We start from the raw sequence: 14,627 nt of genomic DNA, 5'->3' as shown, positions 1-14,627 counted from the left end.
GCCTTGTCTTTAGGACAGGCCTTCGCGAAATCCATTCGGTGAAACTTCCTATCGTCCAATCGGGGTGGTACCGCGGGCTCGAGCTCGTCCCTATTTCGGGGGCGAGCTTTTTTCGTACAATAGGGATATCATTTACTGGGATCCCGGAGGATCCCGAAATTCGAGAGGAGGAATTGAGAGATGTTCAGAGGAACCGGAACGGCTTTGGTAACCCCCTTTGCCGAGGGGCGTTTCGACGAGGAGTCCTTTCGTCGTTTCATAGATTTTCAGGTAGAGGGTGGCGTGGAGGCCCTGATCGTCCTCGGCACGACCGGCGAGGCCCCCTCGGTCTCCGAGGAGGAGAGGACGGAGATAATCTCCTGCGCCGTCGCTACCGCGGCAGGCAGGGTCCCTGTGATAGTGGGAACCGGCAGCAACTCGACAGATCATGCGGTGTCGTCCAGCTTGAGGGCCCAGGATCTGGGAGCGGATGGGGTCTTGGTCGTCACCCCCTATTACAACAAGCCCACACAGGAGGGGCTCTATCGTCATTTCCGGGAGGTGGCCAAGGCCATATCTATACCGATGGTGATATACAACGTTCCGGGACGTACGGGATGCAACATCCATCCCGATACGGTCCTGAGGTTGGCTGATTTGGAAAACGTCGCAGGGATCAAGGAGGCCAGCGGTGACATGGCCCAGGTGGACGATCTCATACGGAGGGTCAAGAAGGTCCGTTCTGAGTTCAAGGTCTACTCGGGCAACGACGACCAGGCCTTCCACCTGGTCTGTAGCGGAGGGGACGGAGTGATCTCCGTTCTGTCCAACGTGGTTCCCCGGGAGACCTCGACCATGATCAGATCCGCCCTGGACGAGGATCTGTCTGCGGCCAGAAAGGCCCATATGAAGCTCTTCCCCATGATGAAGGGGCTTTTCGTGGAGACCAACCCCATACCGGTCAAGTACGCGGTGGCCCGTATCGGCTATTGTTCTCAGGAGATACGCCTGCCTCTGGTGCCTCTGTCGGAGAAAGCCAGAGACGGTCTAGACTGCCTGATGGACGAGCTGGGGCTCTGATATGAAGTACGGAATAACCGGGGCCTCCGGCCGAATGGGCCGTGAACTTCTGGAGGTATTCGGTCCGGATGACTGTGTAGCCACCGTATCCCTGGAGGACGAGGCCGTTCTCGATCGGCCGGAGGTGATGGTCGACTTCTCACGTCCCGAGGCGCTGGAGAGGACCCTGGGTATATGCAGGGAATATCGGTCGGCCCTGGTCCTCGGCACCACGGCACTGGAGGAAAGGCACTTTGACGCCCTGGCTGAACTGGCTAGGACCGTGCCGGTGGTCCAGGGATACAACTTTTCCATGGGCATAGGACTGTTGAAGATGGTCCTTAGGGATTATTCCACCGCCCTCGATGACTGGGATGTCGAGATATGCGAGACCCACCATGTCCACAAGGTGGACGCCCCTTCAGGTACCGCCATCTTACTTAAAGACGCTGTCGGCAGGGATTGTCCCACCCACTCGCTCAGACTTGGCGGAGTTCCCGGGGATCACTCCGTATCTTTCGCCAACGAGGGAGAGGTGCTGTCCTTCGGACACAGGGCCCTGTCCAGAAAGGTCTTCGCCATGGGAGCCTACAGGGCGGCTCGCTTTGCCCTGGATAGCGAGCCGGGACTTTACGATTTCGAGGAGGTCGTTCGATGCGCACTGAAGAGGTGATCCGACTCATAAAGGAGTCGGTCAAGAAAACGCCGGTCAGGGTTTTTCTCTCCGGCAAACTGGATGGGCTGAGCTGGGGCGATCTCCGTTTCGTCGGAGGTTCCGAGTTCGGCGTCGTCAAGGGAGACAGAGCCGAGGTTATGGCCTTTTTGGAGGCCAACTCGGACCGCATCGACGATTTCGAGGTCGAGGTTGAGGCCAGGAACTCGGCCGTGCCGATGGCTGACCTCACTAAATACGAGGCCAGAATAGAGCCCGGAGCGATAATCCGCGATATGGTGGAGATAGGCAGGGGGGCCGTCGTCATGATGGGGGCGGTCATAAACATCGGAGCGGTGATAGGAGAGGGCACCATGATAGACATGAACGCCGTGCTTGGAGGTCGGGCCACGGTGGGGAAGAACTGTCATATCGGTGCCGGAGCGGTTCTGGCCGGCGTCATAGAGCCCCCTAGCGCCCTGCCTGTGGTGGTGGAGGACGACGTCCTGGTAGGAGCCAACGCCGTCATATTCGAGGGAGTGAGAGTCGGAGCCCGTTCGGTGGTGGCCTCCGGAGCCATAGTCACCAAGGACGTTCCTCCCGGAGTAGTGGTGGCCGGTATTCCGGCCAGGGTGGTAAAGGACGTGGACGCCCAGACCGCCGATAAAACCCGCATAGTGGCGGATCTGAGGGAACTTTAGCCATGGCCTTAGTGGTCCAGAAATACGGAGGTTCGTCGGTCGCCACTGCGGGGCATATAAAGACAGTCGCCCGAAAGATAGTCGATAGAGTAGCTCGAGGGGACAGGCTGGCCGTGGTGGTCTCCGCCATGGGAGATACCACCGACGACCTGATCTCCCTGGCGGAGCAGGTTAGTTCGTCGCCGAGTCCAAGGGAGATGGACATGCTTCTCTCTACGGGAGAACAGACCTCCGCTGCCCTGCTGGCGATGGCCCTGCACGATATGGAGGTCTCCGCACTGTCTCTCAATGCCTTCCAGCTCGGCATAGAGACCACCGGACGGTTTCGCGACGCCCGCATAGTTGATCTGGACCTATCAAGGCTAAGGCATCGTCTCGAGGACGTCCAGGTGGTGGTCATCACCGGATTCCAGGGCATATCGCCCGACGGCGACGTGACCACATTGGGCAGAGGGGGCTCGGACACCTCTGCCATAGCAGTTGCGGCCAAGCTGGGGGTTCCCTGTGAGATATACAGCGACGTGGCCGGTATCTACGCCTGCGATCCCAGGGTCGTGCCGGAGGCCAAGAAGCTGGACTACGTGGTCTACGACGAGATGTTAGAGATGGCCGCTCTGGGAGCCAAGGTCCTCCATTCCAGAGGGGTGGAGATAGCTAAGAAATACGAGGTGGACCTCTACTGTGGCTCCACATTTTCCGACGAGGAGGGGACGAGAATCGTGAATACGCTTCCGGAGTGGCTGGAACAACCTGTGGTAACCGGTATCGCCGTCGATATGGATCAGATGAAGGTCACTCTGGAGGGGCTGCCCGACGGGGTCGACCTCCTCACGAGGCTCTTCGGATGTCTCGCCGCCGACGGTGTCAACGTGGACATGATATCCACCGTCTCCGCCGGGGGGAGGACGTCCATAACCTTCTCCGTGGTGTCGGGGCATATATGTCAGGTCCGTGATTCCGTGAGGGAGAGTCTGGAGGGTATCGACGGTTGGTCCCTGTCGGACGACTCCACCGTCGCCAAGGTGTCGGCTGTGGGAGTCGGGATGAAGACCAGCTCCGGCGTGGCGGCCCGTTTCTTCTCCGCTCTGGACGGAGCGGAGGTCTCGGTTCTAGGGACCACCACGTCGGAGATAAAGATATCGGTGCTAGTCCCGAGGGATCAGGCCGGAGACGCCGCCAAAGCTCTGGTGGCGGAGTTCGATCGTAGGGAGGAGCAAGCCTGATGCTGGCACCTCTCTACAGTCCCCTCCCGATCACGGTGGAACGTGCCGAGGGGGTCAGGCTCTTCACCGACAGGGGAGAGTTTCTGGACTGTTACTCCGGCATAGGAGTCATGGCCATGGGCCATTCCTACGGACCGACCTTGAAGGCCATCGAGGCCAAGGCAGGCCGACATCTTCACCTAGGAAACTACTTTCTCGATCCCGACGCCCTTTCCATGGCCGAGGCCGTTCTGGCACTGGACGGAAGAGACGGACAGGTAGCATTTTCCAACTCGGGAGCGGAGGCCACCGAGGCGGCTATCAAGGCTGTTAAGGCCCTCCGGCCGGGCAAGATAATCTCCTTTAAGGGGAATTTTCATGGCAGGACCTGCGGCTCCCTGTCCATCACCTGGGGGCCGGGCATAAGGAAGCCCTTCGAGCCGCTGCTTTCCGATGGGATATTTTTACCTCTGAGCGGCGAGTGCCTGAGGCTCTTCTGCGAGGCCAACGAGGTGGCGGCGGTCTTTCTGGAGACGGTGCAGGGCAACAGCGGAATTTTGCCCTGCTCGGAGGATCTGGCCGAGACCATACACTCCCTTCACGAGGAAGGTCGGTTCCTCTTGGTGGCCGACGAGATCCAGTCCGGCCTGGGGCGGACCGGAAAGGGCTATGGCTATCGGCATTACGGCTTAAAACCCGACCTGATTACATTGGGGAAAGGGCTAGGGGGAGGGCTCCCTCTGGGAGCACTTCTGGCCTTCGGATGTTCTCCCTTCGCTCAGGGGGAACACGGCTCCACCTTTGCCCCAAACCCCCTATCCCTTGCGGCGGGGCTTCCGGTCTTGCAGGCCATGACCGACGATTTTCTCTCGGAGGTGACCCGTAAGGGGCGGCTTCTGTCCGAAGGGCTGAAGAGGCTTCCTTGGGTCGATTCGGTCAGAGGTTTGGGGCTCATGATAGGCGCAGTCACGAAAGACGCCAATACCGTTCGCCAGGCGGCCTTTGATCGAGGGGCACTGCTCAATGTAGCCGGAGGGGCCATACGTTTTCTGCCGGCTCTGAACGTGACGGACGACGAGATAGAGGAGATGTTGGATAAGCTCAACTTCTCCATCTAACTCGAAAGAGCCGGTCTATCAGCTTCGAAACGGAGAAGACGATGGTAACCAGCACCACCGACAGGGCCGCCGCCTGGCCGAACATAAGCTCGGTGATGCACTCCAGTATCCTAACCGTGAGGAGGTTCCATCTGACCGAGACCAGAAATATCATGGCGCTTATCGCTGTCATGGATATCACGAACAGTGATTTCATCCCTCCCGATATGGCCGGGGCTATAAGGGGGACGGTTATCTTCCTGAACACGGTGAACCCCGAGGCTCCTAGGTTCATGGCGGCCTCCTCCAGGGAACGGTCCATCTGGCTCAGCGATGCTATCGTGAGCCTCATCGCCGCGGCGCCGTAGCGGAAAACGCACAGGGCCACCAGTATGGTCATGGTTCCGGTCAAGACGATCGGGCCGGAGTTGAAGGCTATCACGTAGGCTATCCCCACGGCAGTGCCGGGCAATATGGAGTTCAGAAGGGAGACCGCCTCCATGGTTCCTCTGAGGGGGGTCTCCCTTTTCGTGACCAGATATCCCGCCGTGACCGATACGACCGTGCCGATCAGAGTGGCGGTGGTAGCCAGTAGGAAGGTGTCCTTTATGGATCCCAACCCCGACGACAGGGCGTAGCCGTAATGTTCCAGCGTAAAGGAGTTGTCCAGTCCCCACGCCCGGACCAACGACGCCGTCAGTATAGTGCCGTATACGACCAACAGGAACGACGATATGGACGCCACGACGGCCAGGACCCACTTCTCCCACTTCTCGATCGGTCTTCGAGGACGGTCCCTGCCGCCTTTTCCCGAAATGGTGGTGAACTCCCGGTTCTCTGTCCACCTTCTCTGGATCAGGTAAACCCCTATAGCGGGTATTATCAGAAAAAGAGAGAGGGCCGCTCCTCCCTGGAGGTCGTACATGCCCGTTATCCTTAGATAGGCCTGGGTGGTTAGGACGGGAAAGTTGTGTCCTCCCATCACCATAGGAGACGCGAAATCGGCCAAAGAGGCTCCGAAGAGCAGCAGGAACGAGTTGGCCAGTCCGGGAATCGCCAGAGGAACGGTCACCTCTCGGAAGGCCTGGAGCCTGGTGGCCCCCAGGGTCATGGCCGATTCCTCCAGTTCTCCGTCTATCCCCTCGAGGACCGCCGACAGTGCCAGATAGGCTAGAGGGAAATAGGTCATGATCTCTGCGAGCCAGGTTCCCCAGAACCCGTAGAGGTTCAGGTCGGGCATGCCTATCAGATTCGGTATGGTCCCCCCCGGTCCCAACAGTACCGACAGAGAGATTCCGGTCATGAAGGGCGGAGAGACCAGTGGCAATACGACTACGCTGTCGACGGATCTTCCGATCCAACGGGGAATCGGTATCCCCGAGGAGCAGAGCGCGAAGGCGAAACCTATCGCCGTTCCCGCCGTGGCCACTGCCGTCGCCAGTATCGCTGTGTTCCTCATGGCGGCGAGGCTGTATCCGTCGGTCATCACGTTCAGCAGGGGGGTCGGCGAGAATCCTCCGCCATGGGTGGTCGCTACTACGAAGAGACGGCCCAGGGGATAAAGCACGAACACCCCCAAGGCCGCCCATAAAGCTAGCGAAGCACCTCTTCTACCCATCTCTCGACCAGTCTGTCCCTGTTTTCTCCCGCCCATTCGACGTCCAGTGGCAGGATCTTTATCGAGTTGATATCCAGCTCCGGCGTCGCGGGAGGGACGTCGGGATTTGTGGGGATGAGGTTTATGCCGTTCTCCCCGTAAAGGTGCTGCATTCTCTCTCCCGAGGCCCAGTCGAGAAAGAGTTTAGCCAGATCGGGTTGCGACGCTCCCTTCACGAGGGCCATGGCCTCTATCCCTGCCACCACCCCTTCTTCCGGATAGCTGACCACGACGGGGTAGCCCTTCTGTTTCATCTCCAGGGCGTCAACCAGGAAGAATATGCCTCCGGCGGCTTGGCCTCGAGCGATGGGCAGGGCTCCTCCCGATCCGCTCTTAGTGTATACCTGTACGTTATCGTTGAGTTTCGTCTGATAGACGTAGGCTTCGTTTTCTCCCATGGCCTGAACCAGACTGAGTATCCTATACATGGCCGTTCCTGAGGTCCTGGCGTCGGCCATCTGTAGCTTCTTGCCGTAGCGGTCGTCCAGTAGGTCCTCCCAGGATTTCGGTGGAGTCATGTCTTTATCCTGTAGAAACTTTTGGTTTGTCATGAAACATATGGGGTCCAGTGCCACGCCCGTCCAGTAACCTTCTTTGTCCCTGAACTCCGAGGGGATTTTCTCCGCATTTTCCGGGAGATAGGGATCGAACAGTCCCTTGGCCATTCCGTCCACGAAGGCCTCCGCCATGTTGCCGAAAACCACGTCCACCTGGGGATTGGCCTTCTCTGCCTCCATTCTCGCCTGAAGTTCCCCCGAGGAGAACCTCATCCATTCGACCTTTATCCCGGTGTCCGACGTAAATGCATCGAAGATCGCCTTTGCATATCGTTCGGACCATATAGTATAGGCCCTCAGGCTTTCTTGGGACGCGGTTGCGGAGGAAGCAGAAAGAGCCAGGACGATGATCCCGATCGCCAGTACTAGAGTCTTTTTCATAGTCGTCATCCTTTCCGGATTTTTAACCTCGATTAGCTTTGTTTAGATTGTAGTCCTTTTAGTTCCCAGGCTCCATAGCCAGATAGGCCTGAAATCCCTGCTCAAGTGGCACAGGTCTCGGCCGGTTACGGTACAATAGGGAATGTATATATCTAACTATGAAAGGGGAGTCCCCCTTGGCACAAGAGGTAGTACTTTCCGCTCTCGTGGAGCGGTGGAAAAAGGAGGAAGGAATAAGGACCCTTTGCTCCGATTACGGCAAGGACATAGGGGCATACAGAAAATATCAGGAGTCCTCGGAGAGAGAGGATCGAGTGGAGGCCAGAAAGCTATGGAACTCCATGTCCGATCGCTATTGGCAGATCTTCAGGGAGATACTTGTCGCCATGATCAAGACACTTCCGGTGTCGCTCTCTTTTCAGTCGAAGGAGAGGCTTTTCCTGGACTGCGGCTTTCTCTCCCCCGGTGTGACCCCGTTCAACGAGGACCTGCCGGTCTGGTTGGCCCAGGATATGCCGGACGATATGTTCCGTTATCTTACATTCACGGATCTTTGGATCGAGAAATACGCCTTACTGTACAACAGGGAGAAAAGAAGCGGTGCCGGAAGGTTCGGGGACAAGCTTCAACGGTATCAGGCCCAGCTTTCCGGAGCTCTTAAGAGGGCGGCCTTTTCTCTGAAGGCCATGTTGCCTCAGATCCCCGAATGTCCCAAGGATAAGGCGGACGAACTGGTGGACAGGTTGGAGAAGAACCTGGAGCCCTTTCTTGAACGTCATATGAGAACCCGCTATTTCAGGGAGCTGGAGAAAAAGGAATACAACGAGGTCGTGGACGGGGCCAATTCCTTTCACTATGCCAGGAAGGAAATAGAGTCGATCCTTACGAGGGCGGTTAAGTCTGTGGAGGGGTTCGAGGACAGCCAGAGGCGCAAGCTCAAGGGGCTACTGGACGACGTCGTTTTTCTGGGATCGGTGACCATACACATAAGAAACGAGATGGACCGTTGGGACAAGGCGGTGGAGAGAGGTTCCGCCAAGTTTGGAACGGAGTCGGATGGAGATCGCTTGGTCCAGGTGGAAGAGGCTTTGAAGGTAAAAAAGGAGGTAGCGGCGCAGATGGCCGGAATGGCCCGGACCGACACGTCTCCTCTGTGTCAACAGTCTCATCAGCCTCCTCTGACCTTTGAGGCCGTCTCGGAGATATTGAACCGTCTAGTACCTCTGGACAACGACATGCTCAGGGTCCCCAGGGTGCGAATGTACGGAATTCCCCGGGTGGTAATAGTTCCCGGTCAGGGATACGGAACGTACGATTGGACGGACAACACCTTTATGCTTCCACTTTTCCCGAGTCATAGTGCCGAGAGGGCCGTGGCATATTCCCTGGCGACCTTCAGGTGGGACGCCGACGAGGACAGAGAGTTCAAGAACACCTACGAGCTTTTAAAGGAAAATCGGGGCAAGTCGATAAAGGGGCTGGCATCGTCTTTTTCCAACGATTACTATCTATGGCTCACCAAGGAGAGGTTCGGCTTCAGGGTTCTGCCCAGGGAGGTCAGGGACTGGTTCAAGACCAAGTTCGACTCCGAGGGAGTTCGTTAGCTCTGTTACTATATATTCCTCTGTTGAGTTATAATATATCGGTTGAGGACAGTGTTCCCGAAAGGGGGATGCTATGTTTTTGATGTTGGAATCCCAAGATGTCCTGTCACTGGAGACGGTAGTGGTTCTCGTCAAGGATGGAGATGGGACATGTATATATCGCGACGACGGGACCGTGGAGCGTTCGGTCTTCAGACCGGATACTCTGGCACGGCGCTGTTTTCCGAGGCGAACCGATCTGGTTTCCCGAAAGGAAGGAGAATGAATATATGACGGCAACTTCGGCCCAGTCTCAATATACGGCACAGAGCATACAGATTCTCGAGGGCTTGGAGGCGGTACGCAAGCGCCCGGGGATGTACATAGGAGACACCGCGACCCGGGGACTTCATCACTGCGTCTACGAGGTCGTCGACAACGCCGTTGACGAGGCTCTGGCCGGTTACTGTTCCGAGATAAAGGTAACTATACATACCGACGGAAGTGTGTCCGTGTCGGACAACGGCAGAGGTATCCCCGTCGATCCCCATCCCTCCAACGGACGTCCTGCCTGCGAGGTCGTTTTGACCGTTCTGCACGCCGGAGGCAAGTTCAACAACGATACTTACAAGGTCTCCGGCGGACTTCACGGAGTAGGCGTATCGGTGGTGAACGCCCTTTCGTCCTGGCTGGAGCTCGATATATGCAGAAACGGCAAGACCTGGGGACAGAGGTTCGAGAAGGGCATTCCCGTGACCGACCTGGAGGGTGGCTACGAGACGGATAAAAGCGGTACGACCGTTCACTTCATGCCCGACGACGAGATCTTCGAGGAGGTCTGCTTTTCCGCCGAGATCCTTGGCAACCGGCTCAGGGAGATGGCGTTCCTGAACCCGGGGCTGAAGATAGCCCTGGTCGACGACAGAGAGGAAAAGGAATGGGCCTTCCACTACGAGGGAGGACTGGCGTCCTTCGTGGAATACCTCAACCGAGACAAGAGTTCGCTTTTTCCCAAGCCCATAGTGGTGTCGGGAGAGAGGGAATCCACCTTCGTCGAGGTGGGACTTCAGTACAACGACGGATATCACGAGAGGTTGTTTTCCTTTGCCAACCTGATCCACACCATGGAGGGCGGAACCCACGTCATAGGCCTACGTTCTGCCATCACGAGGGCCATAAACGAAAGTGCCAGGAGGAACAAGGTCCTCAAGGATAAGGACGCCAACCTGTCAGGAGAGGACCTCAAGGAAGGTTTAACCTGCGTGATATCGGTTAAGCTCGGCGATCCCCAGTTCGAGGGTCAGACGAAGACCAAGCTCGGCAACAGCGAGGTCAAGGGGATAGTGGATTCCATCGTCTACGAGGGGCTTTTGGTGGCCCTGGACGACGACCCCTCCGTCCTTAAACCCGTTGTTGACAAGGCGGTCAAGGCCCGTCAGGCTAGGGAAGCTGCCAAGAAAGCCAGAGAGCTCGTTCGCAAGACAGCTATGACCGGCCTGAACCTGCCGGGAAAGCTGGCGGACTGTTCGGGCCGCATCCCGGAAAATTGCGAGGTCTACATAGTCGAGGGAGACAGTGCCGGAGGAAGTGCTAAGCAGGGCAGGGACAGGGGCTTTCAGGCCATCCTTCCCCTGAGGGGAAAGATCCTCAACGTGGAGAAAGCCCGGCTGGATCGGATCCTCAGCAGCAAAGAGATAAGGACCATCATACAGGCCCTCGGCTGTGGAATAGGGGAGGACTTCGACGTCTCGAAGCTCAGGTATCACAAGATAATAATCATGACCGATGCCGACGTCGACGGAGCTCACATCAGCACTCTTCTTCTGACCTTCTTCTACCGCTACATGAAGGAGCTTGTCGAGGGAGGATATATTTATCTAGCCCAGCCACCTCTGTACAGGGTTCAGATCGGCAGGCATTCGGAGTATATCTTCAGCGACAAGGACCTCCGTTCCTTCATGAACAGTCATCAGGACACGGGAAAGAAGATAGGTGTTCAGAGGTATAAGGGTCTTGGAGAGATGAACCCGGAGCAGCTTTGGGAGACCACCATGGATCCTGAAAACAGGGTCATGAAGAGGATAGAGGTGGACGATGCCCTGGCCGCGGACGAGTACTTCAGCATACTGATGGGCGACAAGGTCGAGCCCAGAAGGGAATTTATTCAAGCTCATTCCCATGAGGTCCAAAATCTGGACGTGTAGCGCCGTCTTGACGATCGGATAAAGATAAAAAAGGTGGGGACATCTCTCGTCGGATGTCCCCACCTCGTTTTCTCAGCTTTCCATGGCCTGTTCTATAGCTTTCCAGACCGCATCTTCCTTGAAGGGCTTCACGATGAAGTCCTTCGCTCCCGCCTTCACCGCCTCTATTACCATTTCCTTCTGTCCCATGGCGCTTACCATAACTATCTTTGCCTTCGGATCGAACCCTATGATGCCCTTTACCGCCTCTATGCCGTTCATATGAGGCATGGTTATGTCCATCGTGACCACGTCGGGAGAGTGCTTTTTGTACATCTCCAAGGCCGTCTTTCCGTTGTCCGCTTCGGCCACCACTTCATGTCCCATCTTGGTGAGCATGTTGGACAACATCATACGCATGAAAGCGGCATCGTCCACCACCATAATTCTAGACATCGGTCTTCCCCCTCTCGAGTCCACTCTGTTTTTTAAGTATATCAGTCCTGTCGCCATCGGTCATGACGCGGTTGACTCATTTATCCGTGACCTATATACTATTCGCTTGGATCATAATCAAAGTAAATAAATAATATTACCGATAGGGGTGATCCTTTGCTGACCATAGGTGTCGATATAGGGTCGGTGGGAACCAAGGCAGTTCTGTTCGACGGAGACATAGTGGACCGGCATCTTGAGCCCACCGGTTGGAATCCCTCAGAGGCGGGGCATAGGGCCATGGAGTCCTTATTGAAAAGGAACTCGCTGTCGCCAGGCAGGATCGACTGTGTGGTCTCCACCGGATACGGCAGAAAGTCCTTCGCGGAGGTGGATAAGGCGGTCACGGAGATAACCTGCCATGCCAGGGGGGCCCACTTTATGGACCCGGAGGTCCGTACCGTTCTGGACATAGGAGGTCAGGACAGCAAGGTTATAGTCCTGGACGATCACGGTAGGGTCTTGGACTTCATGATGAACGATAAATGCGCCGCCGGTACCGGCCGTTTCCTCCAGGTAATGGCGACCTTGCTGGAGTATTCCATAGAGGAATTCGGGGCGGTAGATCCGGATGGAGAAATGCAGAAGATCTCCAGTATGTGCACCGTCTTCGCCGAGTCGGAAGTCGTCAGCCATCTGGCCAAAGGAGTCAGTAAGAATGCGGTGGCCTTGGGGTTGCTCGAATCGGTGGCGGTCAGGGCTTCCTCCATGTTGGGCCGTCTGGGGATAAAGCCCGTCGTGGGCTTTACCGGCGGGGTTTCCCGCTGTCCTTCCCTGGTCTCTCTTCTGGAGGGGCAGCTGAACTGCGACGTTAGAACTTACGGAGACTCTCATTACGCCGGAGCCCTTGGCTCCGCTCTGATAGCCTCCGAGCTGTGAGGAGGATGAAGCGCGTGTCGAGGATAGACGAACTGCTGGCCGATGTGGAGGCCCATTTAAAAGACGGGGTCCTTCAGGTGAAGGAGGCGTCCGAGAAAGGGCGTCCCATCGTCGGAACCTACTGTACCTTCGCTCCCTGGGAGCTTATCACCGCGGCCGGGGCCATTCCGGCCACACTGTGCGCCAGAGGGGAGGACCCTATAACCGCGGCGGAGGAGCATCTGCCCAGGAATCTCTGCCCTCTGATAAAATCGAGCTACGGCTACGCCTTGACCGATAAATGTCCCTACTTTCACTTCTGCGACATGGTCATAGCGGAAAGTACATGCGACGGCAAGAAGAAGATGTACGAACTCATGTCGAGGATGAAGCCCCTACACTTGATGATGCTGCCTCAGACCGCCGAGGGAGACGGATCCCGATCGGCCTGGCGTGCCGAGCTGGACAGACTTAAAGACGGACTGGAGAGGGCTTTCGACGTCTCCATAGACGACGGGGCGATCTCCGAGAGAATCTCCCTTAGAAACAGGGAGCGTCTTGCCCTGAAATCCCTCTGGGAACTGTCCATGATGGATCCTCCCGCCATAACCGGCAAGGAGCAGTATCTCATATCCGAATACTGCGAGTTCCACTTCCACAAGGAAGAGCTGGTCCCCTGGCTGGAGAACCTGGTATCTCAGATCCGAGAGGCCTACGACCTAGGGGAGAGGCGGGTTGGCAAGGACGCCCCCAGGATATTGATAACGGGCTGTCCTCTGGGAGGGGCTCAGAAAGTTATCCACGCCATAGAGGACGCCGGAGCCGTGGTCGTCTGTTACGAGAACTGCGGGGGCGTCAAGGAACTGGGTTTTCTGGTGGACGAGGACAGGCCTCCTATGGAGGCCCTGACGGATAAATATCTTAACGTGGGCTGCTCCGTCATGACCCCCAATACTTCCCGTATGGATAACCTGAAAAACCTCATCGAAAGCTATAATGTCGATGGAGTGGTGGAGGTGGTCCTACAGGCCTGTCACACCTATGCCGTGGAGACCTACGAGGTCAGAGAGCTGGTCCGTTCCACCGGACGGCCCTATATGTCCGTCGAGACCGATTATTCCAAGAGCGATATAGGCCAGCTCGCCACCAGGATAGGCGCCTTTTTGGAGATGCTGTGATTTTTTAGGATCGATTTCTTTATCGCATGGAGAGGAGAGATATCATGAGAGTTTTGTCCAAGCTGATCGCGGTGCTGTTTCTTTCTATCGTTATGACTGCCGGAGCGTCTTCGGCCGATACCGTCCGCAGCGGAGAGGGAATTAAGATCTGGTTCGACACCGGTGGTCCCGTGGGAGGTCCTTACAATACCACGGTGGGCAAGGGAGCCAAGCAGGCGGCAGTCGATCTCGGTTGTGAGCTTACGCTGGTGTACTCGGACTGGAATCCGGAGAAGATGCTGGAGAACTTCAAAAACGGCATGGCCATGGATCCCGACGGCATGGTGATCTACGGTTCCCCGGGGGACGACGCCTACGAGCCTTTGGTCAAGGAGGCCTTCGACAGAGGGATAATCGTGACCGCCATCGATACCGAACTGCCCCGCCTTCAGCCGATGTTCCAGTCCAAGGGTTTCGGCTACATAGGGCCCGACGGATGGAAGCAGGGCGAGGATCTTGCCAAGGAAGTTCTTCGTAGGGGTGACTTCAAAGAAGGTGATCGGGCCTTCGTGTGGGGGCTCAAGAGGCTCAAGAACAGGGGACGCAGGGCTAGGGCCATAATAAAGACCTTGGAGGACGCCGGCATGGTGGTCGATTATCTGGAGATCTCCCCCGAGGTGGACAAGGACACCGCCCTGGGGACGCCGATAGTTACGGGCTATCTGTCCAGCCATCCGGACTGCAAGCTCATGATCATGGACCATGGGGCTTTGACCTCTCAGGTTGGGAACTTTCTCAGGGCCTCTGGGGTGAAGCCCGGAGAGATTTTTACCGCTGGATTCAGCCTCTCCCCTGCTACGGCTTCCGCCATCGAGGAGGGCTACCTGACATTGGTGTCGGAACATCAGCCATATCTGCTGGGGTATTTGTCGGTGCTTCAGATAGTCCAGACCAAGAGGTACGGTTTCGGAGGATTAGTAATAGACACAGGCGGCGGTTTCGTGTCCTCCGAAAACGTGGAGGTCATAGCGCCTCTGGCGGCTAAGGGTATTCGCTGATATCCTGA

The 14,627-nt window shown here is 56.8% G+C and carries 14 protein-coding genes; 11 read left to right on the top strand and 3 right to left on the bottom strand.

Features of this window, described 5'->3' with window-relative positions:
- The first annotated feature begins 180 nt into the window (after positions 1 to 180).
- The 5 genes from dapA to L2W48_RS07370 are packed head-to-tail and all read left to right on the top strand — an operon-like array spanning position 181 to position 4,711.
- Positions 181 to 1,059 carry a 4-hydroxy-tetrahydrodipicolinate synthase gene (gene dapA, locus L2W48_RS07390; protein WP_236099365.1) on the top strand — a complete coding sequence of 293 codons (879 nt, stop codon included), beginning with the start codon at positions 181 to 183 and terminating at the stop codon, positions 1,057 to 1,059.
- Between the two features lies 1 nt (position 1,060).
- On the top strand, positions 1,061 to 1,711 hold the full coding sequence (locus L2W48_RS07385) for a 4-hydroxy-tetrahydrodipicolinate reductase (RefSeq protein ID WP_236099366.1): 651 nt from the start codon (positions 1,061 to 1,063) through the stop codon (positions 1,709 to 1,711).
- The gene (gene dapD / locus L2W48_RS07380; protein WP_236099367.1) at positions 1,693 to 2,391 is read left to right on the top strand and encodes a 2,3,4,5-tetrahydropyridine-2,6-dicarboxylate N-acetyltransferase; all 699 of its coding nucleotides are present in this window, start codon (positions 1,693 to 1,695) and stop codon (positions 2,389 to 2,391) included. The genes L2W48_RS07385 and dapD overlap by 19 nt, the downstream gene beginning before the upstream one ends.
- Positions 2,392 to 2,393: 2 nt before the next feature.
- Complete coding sequence (locus tag L2W48_RS07375) at positions 2,394 to 3,614, top strand: aspartate kinase (RefSeq protein WP_236099368.1); 1,221 nt, start codon at positions 2,394 to 2,396, stop codon at positions 3,612 to 3,614.
- A complete protein-coding gene (locus tag L2W48_RS07370; protein WP_236099369.1) occupies positions 3,614 to 4,711 on the top strand; it encodes an aspartate aminotransferase family protein in 1,098 nt (365 codons plus the stop codon). The genes L2W48_RS07375 and L2W48_RS07370 overlap by 1 nt, the downstream gene beginning before the upstream one ends.
- On the opposite strand, the gene L2W48_RS07365 is transcribed toward L2W48_RS07370, so the two are convergent.
- Together L2W48_RS07365 and L2W48_RS07360 are read right to left on the bottom strand one after the other, a co-directional pair.
- Positions 4,695 to 6,308 (bottom strand): ABC transporter permease, encoded by a 1,614-nt coding sequence (locus tag L2W48_RS07365; protein WP_236116523.1) that lies wholly within the window; start codon positions 6,306 to 6,308, stop codon positions 4,695 to 4,697. The two genes, L2W48_RS07370 and L2W48_RS07365, sit on opposite strands and share 17 nt — an antisense overlap.
- Complete coding sequence (locus L2W48_RS07360) at positions 6,284 to 7,285, bottom strand: ABC transporter substrate-binding protein (RefSeq protein WP_236099371.1); 1,002 nt, start codon at positions 7,283 to 7,285, stop codon at positions 6,284 to 6,286. Before L2W48_RS07360 ends, L2W48_RS07365 begins: the two co-directional genes overlap by 25 nt.
- A 176-nt stretch (positions 7,286 to 7,461) precedes the next feature.
- Here L2W48_RS07360 and L2W48_RS07355 point away from each other — a divergent pair, with 176 nt between their 5' ends.
- The 3 genes from L2W48_RS07355 (at position 7,462) to gyrB (ending at position 11,072) form a co-directional block, all read left to right on the top strand.
- A complete protein-coding gene (locus L2W48_RS07355; protein WP_236099372.1) occupies positions 7,462 to 8,889 on the top strand; it encodes a hypothetical protein in 1,428 nt (475 codons plus the stop codon).
- 73 nt (positions 8,890 to 8,962) lie between these two features.
- Positions 8,963 to 9,154: a hypothetical protein gene (locus tag L2W48_RS07350; protein ID WP_236114927.1), complete on the top strand. Its 192-nt coding sequence runs from the start codon at positions 8,963 to 8,965 to the stop codon at positions 9,152 to 9,154.
- A 4-nt stretch (positions 9,155 to 9,158) separates the two neighbouring features.
- Positions 9,159 to 11,072 (top strand): DNA topoisomerase (ATP-hydrolyzing) subunit B, encoded by a 1,914-nt coding sequence (gyrB, locus tag L2W48_RS07345; protein ID WP_236099374.1) that lies wholly within the window; start codon positions 9,159 to 9,161, stop codon positions 11,070 to 11,072.
- Positions 11,073 to 11,144: 72 nt separating this feature from the next.
- Here gyrB and L2W48_RS07340 read toward each other — a convergent pair whose 3' ends face one another.
- Positions 11,145 to 11,507, bottom strand: a complete 363-nt coding sequence (locus L2W48_RS07340) for a response regulator (RefSeq protein WP_236099375.1) — start codon at positions 11,505 to 11,507, stop codon at positions 11,145 to 11,147.
- 156 nt (positions 11,508 to 11,663) lie between these two features.
- Between L2W48_RS07340 and L2W48_RS07335 the strand changes: the two genes are divergently transcribed.
- From L2W48_RS07335 to L2W48_RS07325, 3 genes are read left to right on the top strand one after another with little or no spacing between them, the layout of a single operon-like run.
- Complete coding sequence (locus L2W48_RS07335) at positions 11,664 to 12,425, top strand: acyl-CoA dehydratase activase (protein ID WP_236099376.1); 762 nt, start codon at positions 11,664 to 11,666, stop codon at positions 12,423 to 12,425.
- A 5-nt stretch (positions 12,426 to 12,430) separates the two neighbouring features.
- Positions 12,431 to 13,582, top strand: a complete 1,152-nt coding sequence (locus L2W48_RS07330; protein WP_236099377.1) for a double-cubane-cluster-containing anaerobic reductase — start codon at positions 12,431 to 12,433, stop codon at positions 13,580 to 13,582.
- A gap of 44 nt (positions 13,583 to 13,626) precedes the next feature.
- Positions 13,627 to 14,619: a sugar ABC transporter substrate-binding protein gene (locus L2W48_RS07325; protein WP_236099378.1), complete on the top strand. Its 993-nt coding sequence runs from the start codon at positions 13,627 to 13,629 to the stop codon at positions 14,617 to 14,619.
- Positions 14,620 to 14,627: the final 8 nt, after the last annotated feature.

The organism is Dethiosulfovibrio russensis, from assembly GCF_021568855.1.
GTDB lineage: Bacteria > Synergistota > Synergistia > Synergistales > Dethiosulfovibrionaceae > Dethiosulfovibrio > Dethiosulfovibrio russensis.
This window is presented reverse-complemented; position numbering and strand designations above follow the sequence as displayed.